This is a genomic window from Rathayibacter sp. AY1E8, from assembly GCF_002931415.1.
Classification (GTDB): domain Bacteria; phylum Actinomycetota; class Actinomycetes; order Actinomycetales; family Microbacteriaceae; genus Rathayibacter.
The window spans coordinates 1-10,683 of sequence record NZ_PSVI01000081.1 but is presented as its reverse complement, the minus strand read 5'-3'; the positions used below and the strand labels follow the sequence as shown (position 1 = coordinate 10,683).

The window sequence follows — 10,683 nt, the reverse complement described above, 5'->3', positions numbered from 1 at the left end:
CTGCGTCGGAGGCGCCGATCACAGAGAGCCGCGGTGCCCGATGCCGGAAGACAAGCCCGCGTCGCGGGCGCCGAGCATCTACGACGTCGCCCGCGCGGCCGGCGTCTCGCACCAGACCGTCTCCCGTGTCCTGAACGACCACCCGAGCCTGCGCGCCGAGACGAAGAAGCGCGTGCTCGAGGTCATGGCCGAGCTCGACTACCGCCCCAACCTCGCCGCGCGGGCACTGGTCACCAGCCGCACCCGCACCGTCGGCGTGCTGTCCTCGCAGAGCCTGCAGTACGGTCCGGCCTCGAGCATCCAGGCCATCGAGGTGGCGGCGCGCGACGCGGGCTACCTCGTGGTCACAGCCAACGTCGACGGCACCGACGGCGCGTCGATCCAGGCCGGGATCCGGCACCTGCTCAACCAGGCGGTCGAGGGCCTCGTTGTCGTCGCCCCGCAGATCCGCGTCTTCGACATCCTCTCCGGAGTCGCGCTGCGCATCCCGCACGTGACGCTGCAGACGAGCGAGGACGACCGCGACGACGCGCTCTACGTCGACCAGATGGCCGGCGCCCGCATCGCCACCGGGCACCTGATCGACCTCGGGCACACCGAGATCGTGCACCTCGCCGGCCCGCAGGACTGGATCGAGGCCGAGGCGCGGATGCGCGGCTACCTCGCCGAGCTCGACCACCGCTCGATCCCGCTGCGCCCGCCGCTGCTCGGCGACTGGAGCGCCGAGCGCGGCCACCGCGTGGGCCTCGAGCTCTCGCGCTTCCTCGACTTCACCGCGGTGTTCGCGGGGAACGACCAGATGGCACTCGGACTGATGAGCGCGTTCCACGAGCGCGGGGTCCGCGTGCCGGAGGACGTCAGCGTCATCGGCTTCGACGACATCCCCGAGGCGGCGTTCTACTGGCCGCCGCTGACCAGCGTCCGCCAGGACTTCGTGGAGCTCGGACGCCGGTGCGTGGCCGCGCTGCTCAGCCTGATCGAGGGCGACCGGCCGGAGAAGGCGGCGCCGATCGCTCCGCAGCTGGTCGTCCGCGGATCCACGGCCGTCCCCCGGAGCGCGAGCGTCACCGCCTCGCGCTGACCGGCGGCCGCGACGCCCTCGCGCCGCGACCGCCCGAGATCACTCGCCGTGAGCAGCGATCGACACGTCGTTCCAGCGCTTCCATGTCTCGAGGCGCGACTCGTAGTCCGCCGTCGCGATGCCCAGCGGCGCGCGTCCGAAGAAGATCCGCAGCGGCGGCTCGTCCGCGTCCACGACCGCGAGGATCCCGAGGCGCGAGGCCCTCGGGTCGCCCGGCTGAGCGGCGGAGGGGCGTCGGCTCGCGGCTTCGCGGACCTCGTCGTACGCGGCGATCGGCTCGCTGCGCGACGCGGAGGGACCGGACCAGTCGGTCGAGTACCCGCCGGGCTCGACGAGGGTCACGTGGATCCCGAAGCCGGCGACCTCGGCGGCCAGCGACTGGGTGAAGCCCTCGAGCGCCCACTTCGACGCGTGGTACGCGCCGATCGAGGGGAACGCGCTGATGCCGCCGATGCTGGACACCTGCACGATGTGGCCCGAGCCCTGCTCGCGGAGGATCGGCAGCGCGGCCTGGGTGATCCAGAGGGCGCCGAAGACGTTGGTCTCGAGCTGCGCGCGGACCTCCTCCTCGGTGAGCTCCTCGATCATGCCGAAGTGCCCGTAGCCGGCGTTGTTGATCACGACGTCCAGCCGGCCGAACCGCTCGGCCGCGGCCTGCACAGCGGCGAAGCCGGCCTCGCGATCGGTCACGTCGAGGGTCAGCGGGAGGAACGTGTCCGGGTACTCCTCGACGAGGGCGTCGAGGGTCTCGATCCGGCGGGCGGTCCCGGCGACCGAGTCGCCGCGCTCGAGCGCCGCCTCGGCCCACTCGCGGCCGAAGCCCTTCGAGGCGCCGGTGATGAACCAGGTCTTCGTCATGGTGTGCGTCCTTTCGACAGTGCTGGACGCAACGCCGACGGCTCCGGCTCCCTTCCGGGGCCGGGGACCCTTGACAGCACCGCTCCGAGAGCGGACGACGCGCCGCGGGTGTCCCGTTACCGAGTCGAGACGTGCGCGTTGACACGAACGGCGCCGTCGGGTCTAGCATGACGCAATGTGATCGCTCACATGGCATCACATCTCCGCCCCGATCCCGAGGGCGGCCCTGCATCCACTGCATTCAATGACGAAGGAATCACAGTGACCACAATGAAGCGCGCTCTCATCGCCGGCATCGCCGGCGGAGCGATGATCCTCTCCCTCGCCGCCTGCTCCTCCGGAACCGGTGGCGGCTCGGGCTCTGGATCCGGCGACGGCGGCCTCGTCGGCGTCGCGATGCCGACCAAGTCGTCCGAGCGCTGGATCGCTGACGGCAACAACGTCAAGTCGCAGCTCGAGGAGGCCGGCTACCAGGTCGACCTTCAGTACGCCGAGGACGACATCCCCACCCAGGTCTCGCAGCTCGAGAACATGATCACCAAGGGCGCCAAGGCCCTGATCGTCGCCTCGATCGACGGCACCACCCTCACGAGCGTGCTCGAGGAGGCCAAGGCCAACGACATCCCCGTCATCGCCTACGACCGCCTCATCCGCGACTCCGAGAACGTGGACTACTACGCCACGTTCGACAACTACAAGGTGGGCGTCCAGCAGGCCACCTCGCTCCTCGCGGGCCTCGGTCTCACCGACCTCACCGGCGCGAAGGCCGCCGACGCCCCCGCCGGCCCGTTCAACGTCGAGCTGTTCGCCGGCAGCCCCGACGACAACAACGCCACGTTCTTCTTCAACGGCGCGATGGACACCCTCCAGCCGTACATCGACGACAAGACGCTCGTCGTGAAGTCCGGCGAGACCGACTTCAACACCGTCGCCACGCTCCGCTGGGACGGCGAGGTCGCCCAGAGCCGCATGGAGGACATCCTCACCAAGACGTACTCCGACGGCTCCAAGGTCCAGGGCGTCCTCTCGCCCTACGACGGCCTCAGCCGCGGCATCATCTCGGCTCTGACCGACGCCGGCTACACCGTCGGCTCCGACTTCCCGATCATCACCGGTCAGGACGCCGAGCTCGACTCCGTCAAGGCGATCATCGCCGGCGAGCAGTACGCGACCATCTACAAGGACACCCGCGAGCTCGCCAAGGAGGCCGTGAAGATGGCCCAGGCCGTGCTCGAGGGCACCGAGCCCGAGGTCAACGACACCGACACCTACGACAACGGCAAGAAGGTCGTCCCGTCCTTCCTGCTCGAGCCGGTCATCGTCACCAAGGACCAGATCCAGTCCGTCCTCGTCGACGGCGGCTACTACACCGACGCGGAAGTGAACGGCTAGTCCTCTCTCCTCACCCGAGAAGGAACACCCCGGGAGGGCGCCCACCGGGCGCCCTCCCCCACTACGAAGGAAGGGAGGCGGCGTGACCTCGAACATCCTCGAGATGCGCGGCATCACCAAGACGTTCCCGGGCGTGAAGGCGCTCCAGGACGTCACGCTCAACGCACAGCGCGGCGAAGTCCACGCGATCTGCGGGGAGAACGGCGCCGGCAAGTCGACGCTGATGAAGGTCCTGTCGGGCGTCTACCCGCACGGCACCTACGAGGGCGACATCGTCTTCGAGGACGAGGTGATGCAGTTCTCCAGCATCCGCGACTCGGAGGCGAAGGGCATCGTCATCATCCACCAGGAGCTGGCCCTCAGCCCCTACCTCTCCATCGCGGAGAACATCTTCCTCGGCAACGAGGTGCGCGGCTTCGGCGGCCTGATCGACTGGAACAAGACCAACCAGGAGGCCGCGGCGCTGCTGGCCCGCGTGGGCCTGCGCGAGAACCCGACCACCAAGATCATGGAGATCGGAGTCGGCAAGCAGCAGCTCGTCGAGATCGCGAAGGCGCTCTCCAAGCGGGTCAAGCTGCTCATCCTCGACGAGCCCACCGCGGCCCTGAACGACGAGGACTCGGACCACCTGCTCGACCTGATCCTGCACCTCAAGGAGCAGGGCATCACGTCGATCATCATCAGCCACAAGCTGAACGAGATCAAGAAGATCGCGGACACCGTCACGGTCATCCGCGACGGCAAGACCATCGAGACGATCGCTCACGACGACGTCACCGAGGACCGCATCATCAAGGACATGGTCGGCCGCGACCTCGACCACCGCTACCCGGACCACACGCCGCACATCGGCGAGGAGATCCTGCGCGTGGTCGACTGGACGGCCCACCACCCCCAGGACCCGACCCGCGTCATGGTGGACAAGGTCAACCTGACGGTGCACCGCGGCGAGATCGTCGGCATCGCCGGGCTCATGGGCGCCGGGCGCACCGAGTTCGCGATGAGCCTCTTCGGCCGCTCCTACGGCAGCCGCATCTCCGGCCAGGTCTTCAAGGCCGGCAAGGAGATCAAGATCCGCAACGTCTCGGAGGCGATCGCCCACGGGCTCGCCTACGCGACCGAGGACCGCAAGCACTACGGCCTCAACCTCATCGACGACATCAAGCGGAACATCTCGCTCGCTTCGCTCGACAAGGTCGCCCGCGGCGGACTCGTCGACGACAACCGCGAGTTCGAGGTCGCCAACGAGTACCGCGGCAGCATGAACATCAAGTCGCCGACCGTGCTCGCCAAGACCGGGAAGCTCTCCGGCGGCAACCAGCAGAAGGTCGTCCTGTCGAAGTGGATCTACTCCGACCCGGACGTCCTCATCCTCGACGAGCCCACCCGCGGCATCGACGTGGGTGCGAAGTACGAGATCTACACCATCATCAACCGGCTCGCGGCGCAGGGTAAGGGGATCATCGTCATCTCCTCCGAGCTGCCGGAGCTGCTCGGCATCTGCGACCGCGTCTACGCGCTGTCGGAGGGCCGGATCACGGGCGAGCTGCCCATCGCCGAGGCGACGCCCGAGGCGGTCCTCACCCTCATGACCCAGGAGAAGCAACGATGACCGATCTGCAGAACGAACCGTCCACCGCGGCCGGTGCGCAGGTGAAGCCCACCGAGAACGCCTTCACGAAGCGCCTCAGCCACGTGCTGGGCGACCTCGGCAAGAACGGCATCTTCATCGCCCTCATCGTGGTGGTGCTGCTGTTCGAGGTGATGACCGGCGGAATCCTCCTCCGCCCCCAGAACATCTCGAACCTGATCGTCCAGAACGGCTACATCCTGATCCTCGCCATCGGCATGGTGATGGTCATCGTGGCCGGGCACATCGACCTCTCGGTCGGCTCGGTCGCGGCGTTCGTCGGAGCGATCTCCGGCGTCTTCGCGGTCAACATGGGTCTCCCGTGGTGGCTGTCGATCGTCCTCTCCCTCCTCATCGGCGCCCTGGTCGGAGCGTGGCAGGGCTTCTGGATCGCGTACGTCGGGATCCCGGCGTTCATCGTGACCCTGGCGGGCATGCTGATCTTCCGCGGCCTGGCGCTCGTCGTCCTCGGCAACGCGAACATCGGCTCCTTCCCGACCGAGTACCGCGCGCTGGGCAACGGCTTCCTCACCGACCTGTTCGGCGAGACCGACCTCGACCCGCTGTCGCTCGTCATCGGCGCGCTCGCGATCGTCGCCTTCGCCGTGCAGTCCGTGCGCACCCGCCGCGGCCGCCAGAAGTACGCGCAGAGCGTCGAGCCGGGCGCCTGGTTCGTCACCAAGCTCGTCCTCGTCTCCGTCGTGATCGCGGCCTTCTCCTTCGCGCTGGCCACCTTCAAGGGCATCCCGGTCACCCTGATCGTGCTCGCCGTGCTCGTCCTGATCTACGGCGTGGTCATGAACCGCTCCGTCTTCGGCCGTCACGTCTACGCGATCGGCGGCAACCTGCACGCCGCGGAGCTGTCCGGCATCAAGACCCGCAACGTCACCTTCTGGCTGTTCGTCAACATGGGCGTCCTCGCGGCGCTGGCCGGCCTCGTCTTCACCGCGCGACTCAACCTCGCCGGCCCGAAGGCGGGCGACGGCTTCGAGCTCGAGGCCATCTCGGCCGCCTTCATCGGCGGCGCGGCGGTCCAGGGCGGCGTCGGCACCATCGGCGGCGCGATCATCGGTGGCCTCATCATCGGCGTCCTGAACAACGGCATGTCGATCATGGGCATCGGCATCGAGTGGCAGCAGGCGGTCAAGGGCCTCGTGCTCCTGCTCGCGGTCGCCTTCGACGTCTACAACAAGCGCCGCTCGGGCGGACGCTAGGCCCTGCGGTCGTGCCCGACTGGTCGCGGTTCCTGCCGCTGAGCACCGGGCCCTCGGTCGACGAGACGGGCGTCAGCAACGACTGGCGCCCCCTCGTCGCCGAGAGGCTCGACCGCCTCGCCGTCCTGGCCGCCTCCCCCTCCACCACGGAGGGCGAGGCGGCCAGTGCCGTCTCCCGGGACGCCCTGCTCGGAGAGCTCGTCGTGCGGCTCTCGAGCAGCACCGGCCAGCGCCTCGCGACGCGGATGGGCGCCCGCGAGGCCTCCTCCCCTCCCCCTGCCGCCGAGATCGCCCCGGCCCTGGCCTCTCTCGCCTCCGCTCGCCGCGCCGGCGCGGGTCCCCGCTCGGTCGCCGAGCTGGTCGAGGTCGTCCGCGTCGAGCTCGCCCTCTCCCCCGAGCCGCTCGCTCTCTCCTCCCGCATCACCGGCGGGGTGGCCCTGGACCGCCTGCAGCGCGCGCCGCTCGCGATCCGCGCCGCCGTCCGCGGTCGTACCCTCGCTCCGACCGACGCGGAGTGGGAGCTCGGCTCCGGCCCCGCCCTGCGCGTGCCGGCCGACGCGATCCTCCGCTTCCTGCTCGGCCTCGGCCCCTTCCCCGCCGAGCCGACCGCCTAGGCGGCGCCGCCCCTGCCCCCGGGCGGAGGCGGCGCCGCCCCGGTCGTAGCATCGGAGGATGACGCGCTCACTGCCGAGAAGCACCCCGTCCGCCCGCTCCGTCGACGCCGAGGGAGTGCTGGCCTTCGTCGACGGGGTCGAGGCCGCTCCCGGCGTCGAGCTGCACGGGCTGATGGTCGTGCAGGGCGGCGACGTGGTCGCCGAAGGCTGGTGGGCGCCGTACTCGGCCGAGCGGCTGCACCTCTTCTACTCGCTGAGCAAGAGCTTCACCGCGACCGCCGTCGGCCTCGCGGTCGCGGAGGGCCTGGTCGACCTGGACGCCACCGTCCTCTCGTACTTCCCCGAGCTCGACGACGAGATCACCGACCCGCGCTCGCGTGCGATCCGCGTCCGCCACGTCCTCGCGATGGCGAGCGGCCACTCCGCCGAGACGATCGACCGCGCCGAGGAGAGGGACCCGGTCGACCTGGTGCGCGGCTTCCTCCTCCTCCCGCCGGAGCAGGAGCCGGGCAGCGTCTTCGCCTACAACCAGCCCTGCACCTTCGCCGCCGCCGCGATCGTGCAGCGCGTGAGCGGGCAGTCGCTGACCGACTACCTGCGCCCGCGCCTGCTCGATCCGCTCGGCATCGGCGAGGTCGCCTGGCATCGCGACGACTCGGGGCGCGAGCTCGGCTACAGCGGGCTGCACGCCACCACCGAGGCGGCAGCTGCGCTCGGACTGCTGTACCTGCAGGAGGGGCGCTGGGGCGACCGGCGGATCCTCTCGCCGGAATGGGTCGCCGAGGCGTCCCGCGCGCACGTCCCGACCCACGAGGACGGCGGACCGGACTGGCAGCAGGGCTACGGCTTCCAGTTCTGGCGGTCGCTGCACGGCTACCGCGCGGACGGCGCGTACGGGCAGTTCAGCCTGATCGTGCCCGAGCACGAGCTCGTGATCGCGCTGACCGGCCAGACCTCGGACACGCAGACGCTGCTCGCGCTCGCCTGGGAGCACCTGCTCCCCGCCGTCGGCCGCGGGTCCACGGCGGAGGCCGACGCCCGGCTGGCCGACCGGCTGTCGGAGCTCGCCCTTCGCCCGCTCGAGGGCGCCTCCCCCGCGACCGGGAGCTACACGCCGGTCGGATCGTGGCCCGACGCCGTCGAGGTGACGGCCGACGAGGGCGGCTGGACGCTCGCGCTGATCGAGGGCGACGAGCCCTTCGCCGTGACGCCCGGCGCAGGAGCCTGGACCGTCGACGGGCCGTTCGCGGCGAGCGCCGGACCCTTGGGCGACAGCGTGCTGGTCGACGTCGTGTTCCTCGAGACCCCGCACCGCCTGCACGTCGAGCTCGCTCCCGACCGCACCGCCCGCGTCCGCTGGGAGACGGAGCCGCTGCACGACGGCCCGCTCGCCGGGCTGCGCGCCCCGCGCTGACGGCAGGGCCCGCTCCGCTCATCCGTCGCGAACGGCCCGTCCGCCCCTCGACGGGCCGTTCGCGACGGATCGAGAGGGGTCGCGCTCGGCCGTGTGGACCGCGCATCGGGCGGTGCTCACCGGGGGTCGACGAGTCGAGGAGCGGAGTGGGCACGAGGGTCCTTCCTGGGTGGCGGCGCTCTGGCACAATCGTCGGAGCGCTGCTCCGGAACATTGCGGAGCGCTGCTCCGGAACGTGGTGGAGCTGCGCTCGGAGACATTACGGAGCGCCGCTCCGAAAAGCAAGGAGAACCGATGAGCGACCGTGTGCCCCGCACGCCCGGCCGACCGCGGACGAGTCGCGACGCACTGCTCGCCGCCGCGGCGACGGTGTTCGTGGCCTCCGGCGTGGACGCGCCGGTCCGCGAGATCGCGGCGGAGGCCGGCGTCGGCATGGGGACGATCTACCGGCACTTCCCGACCCGCTCGGAGCTCGTGGTCGCCGTCTACCGCCACCAGGTCGAGGCCTGCGCGGAGGCGGGCCCACGGCTGCTCGCGGACAGCGCGACCCCGGAGGCCGCCCTCCGGGACTGGGTCGCCCACTTCGTCGACCTCCTGGTGACCAAGCACGGCCTCGCCGGTGCGCTCCAGGGCGACAGTGCCGGATCCAACGCCCTGCACGCCTACTTCGTGGAGCGGCTCGTCCCCGTCTGCGGCGACCTGCTCGAGGCGGCACGACCCGCCCGGATCCCGGCGTCGAGCCTCAGCGGCTACATGCTCCTCAAGGGCATCGGCAACCTCTGCATCGGCGCCGCCCACGATCCGGACTACGACGCCGACACCCTCGTGCAGGCCCTCGTCACCGGAGCGCTGCAGGCGGATCAGCCCTGATGGCCTCCACGGTCCGCTCGACCGCGTCCTCGACCGCCGCCCGGCGGCTCGCGTCGTCCTCGCGCTCGGACTCGTGGACGAAGACGGCCCCGCCGCGCCGGGCTCCGCAGTAGTCGATGATCCCGTGCTGGATCTGCGTCAGCAGCGCCTGCTCGTAGCCGTGCCGCTCGTAGGTCCCGGCGGAGTCCCCCGCGACGAGCACGAGGTGGACGGTCAGAGCGCCGAGCCTGCGCTGCGTGCCGTGGACGGGGTCGATGTCGAAGGCCCAGCCGGCGAGGAAGACGCGGTCGATCCAGCCCTTCAGCAGCGCGGGCATCGACCACCAGTAGACGGGGAAGACGAGCACGAGGTGGTCGACGCCGTCAAGCCGGCGCTGCTCGCGGAGGACGTCGTCGGGAACCGGGCCGACACCGCGGTAGCGGTCCCGGTCGGCCGCGCCGAACCGCGGGTCGAAGCCCTCGGCGTCGAGGTCGGCCGTCTCCACTCCGTCGGGGCCGAGCTCCTCCCGCAGCCGCCGGGCGAGGGCGGCGGTGAGGGAGTCGCGGTCGGGGTGCGCGGTGACGAGGAGGGTGCTCACCGCTCCAGTGAACCGCACCCGCCCTGCGGCACCCCTGGCAGGATGACCCGGTGACTCCGCACCGCTCCCCCAGCCGCCCCGACGTCGTCTCCGTCGAGCTCGTCGGTGGACCGGAGCCGCTCGAGCTCGCCCTGCACGAGCACGACCCCGAGTGGTCCGCCCTGTTCGAGGAGCACCGGCGGCGCATCCTCGGGGCCGTCCCGGGCGTGCGTGTCGAGCACATCGGCTCGACCTCCGTCCCGGGCCTGCCCGCGAAGCCGATCGTCGACGTGCTGGTCGTCGTGCCCGACGTCACGGCGGAGGAGGACCACGTCGCGCCGCTGCTCGAGGCCGGCTACGTCCTGCGCACCCGCGAGCCCGGGCACCGGCTCGTCCGCACGCCCGGACGGGACGCCCACGTCCACATCTACGAGGAGGGTCATCCCGCGATCGACGCGTACCTCCTCCTGCGCGACCGGCTGCGCACCGACCCGGCCGACCGCGAGCTCTACCGCAGCACGAAGGCGTCTCTCCTCCTCCGGCGCTGGGAGGACGGGAACGACTACGCCGAGGCGAAGTCCGCCGTGATCGCGGCCATCCTCGAGCGCGCGAGATCCTCGCAGCCCTGAGATCGATATCCGGAAGAACTGCAGAGCGCTTGCATGCTTCGGAGAGCACGGGTTAGCGTCGGGAAGAGATCGATCTCCGGCCGCGGACCGCCGCGGCGACTCCCCGATGATGAGGACTCCCGTGAGAAGAAGAATCCTGACCGCCGTCTCCGCCGCGGCCGCCGTCGCCCTCGCCCTGACCGGCTGCTCCTCCGGAGGCGGCGGTGGCGCCTCCGACGATCCGAACGCCGAGGTGCAGTTCTGGTCGTTCACCGGCATCCAGGCCAAGGACAACGTGAGCGAGTACCTCGCGAAGAAGCCCGACGCGAAGGTCAAGCTCACGGAGGTCGGATCCTCCCAGGAGACGGCCACCGCCCTCACCGCGGCCCTCGCCGGAGGGAAGGTGCCCGACCTCGTCATGATCCAGGGCGACGACCTCCCGCGCT

The 10,683-nt window shown here is 70.7% G+C and carries 10 protein-coding genes and 1 pseudogene; 9 read left to right on the top strand and 2 right to left on the bottom strand.

Features of this window, described 5'->3' with window-relative positions:
- Positions 1-40: 40 nt before the first annotated feature.
- Positions 41-1,081 carry a LacI family DNA-binding transcriptional regulator gene (locus tag C5C74_RS16015; RefSeq protein WP_104234510.1) on the top strand — a complete coding sequence of 347 codons (1,041 nt, stop codon included), beginning with the start codon at positions 41-43 and terminating at the stop codon, positions 1,079-1,081.
- 39 nt (positions 1,082-1,120) lie between these two features.
- Here the strand turns inward: C5C74_RS16015 and C5C74_RS16010 are convergent, their stop codons facing one another.
- Complete coding sequence (locus C5C74_RS16010) at positions 1,121-1,939, bottom strand: SDR family oxidoreductase (protein WP_104247725.1); 819 nt, start codon at positions 1,937-1,939, stop codon at positions 1,121-1,123.
- 270 nt (positions 1,940-2,209) lie between these two features.
- Here C5C74_RS16010 and chvE point away from each other — a divergent pair, with 270 nt between their 5' ends.
- The 6 genes from chvE (at position 2,210) to C5C74_RS15980 (ending at position 9,073) form a co-directional block, all read left to right on the top strand.
- On the top strand, positions 2,210-3,331 hold the full coding sequence (gene chvE, locus C5C74_RS16005; RefSeq protein ID WP_104224984.1) for a multiple monosaccharide ABC transporter substrate-binding protein: 1,122 nt from the start codon (positions 2,210-2,212) through the stop codon (positions 3,329-3,331).
- Between the two features lie 82 nt (positions 3,332-3,413).
- A complete protein-coding gene (gene mmsA / locus C5C74_RS16000) occupies positions 3,414-4,943 on the top strand; it encodes a multiple monosaccharide ABC transporter ATP-binding protein (RefSeq protein WP_104227396.1) in 1,530 nt (509 codons plus the stop codon).
- A complete protein-coding gene (mmsB, locus tag C5C74_RS15995) occupies positions 4,940-6,175 on the top strand; it encodes a multiple monosaccharide ABC transporter permease (protein ID WP_104224982.1) in 1,236 nt (411 codons plus the stop codon). The genes mmsA and mmsB overlap by 4 nt, the downstream gene beginning before the upstream one ends.
- A gap of 11 nt (positions 6,176-6,186) precedes the next feature.
- The gene (locus tag C5C74_RS15990) at positions 6,187-6,789 is read left to right on the top strand and encodes a hypothetical protein (RefSeq protein WP_104351877.1); all 603 of its coding nucleotides are present in this window, start codon (positions 6,187-6,189) and stop codon (positions 6,787-6,789) included.
- A gap of 58 nt (positions 6,790-6,847) precedes the next feature.
- Entirely contained in the window at positions 6,848-8,203 is a 1,356-nt protein-coding gene (locus C5C74_RS15985; protein WP_104351876.1) for a serine hydrolase, read from the top strand.
- Positions 8,204-8,497: 294 nt separating this feature from the next.
- Positions 8,498-9,073, top strand: coding sequence for a TetR/AcrR family transcriptional regulator (locus C5C74_RS15980; RefSeq protein WP_104351875.1), 576 nt, complete (start codon positions 8,498-8,500; stop codon positions 9,071-9,073).
- On the opposite strand, the gene C5C74_RS15975 is transcribed toward C5C74_RS15980, so the two are convergent.
- On the bottom strand, positions 9,042-9,650 hold the full coding sequence (locus C5C74_RS15975) for an NAD(P)H-dependent oxidoreductase (protein ID WP_104324799.1): 609 nt from the start codon (positions 9,648-9,650) through the stop codon (positions 9,042-9,044). The genes C5C74_RS15980 and C5C74_RS15975 overlap by 32 nt on opposite strands.
- Before the next feature lie 50 nt (positions 9,651-9,700).
- On the opposite strand from C5C74_RS15975, the gene C5C74_RS15970 reads away from it, so the two are divergent.
- Both C5C74_RS15970 and C5C74_RS15965 read left to right on the top strand, forming a co-directional pair.
- Positions 9,701-10,258, top strand: coding sequence for a GrpB family protein (locus C5C74_RS15970; RefSeq protein WP_104334070.1), 558 nt, complete (start codon positions 9,701-9,703; stop codon positions 10,256-10,258).
- Positions 10,259-10,379: 121 nt separating this feature from the next.
- Positions 10,380-10,683, top strand: a pseudogene (locus C5C74_RS15965) (extracellular solute-binding protein); the annotation flags it as partial.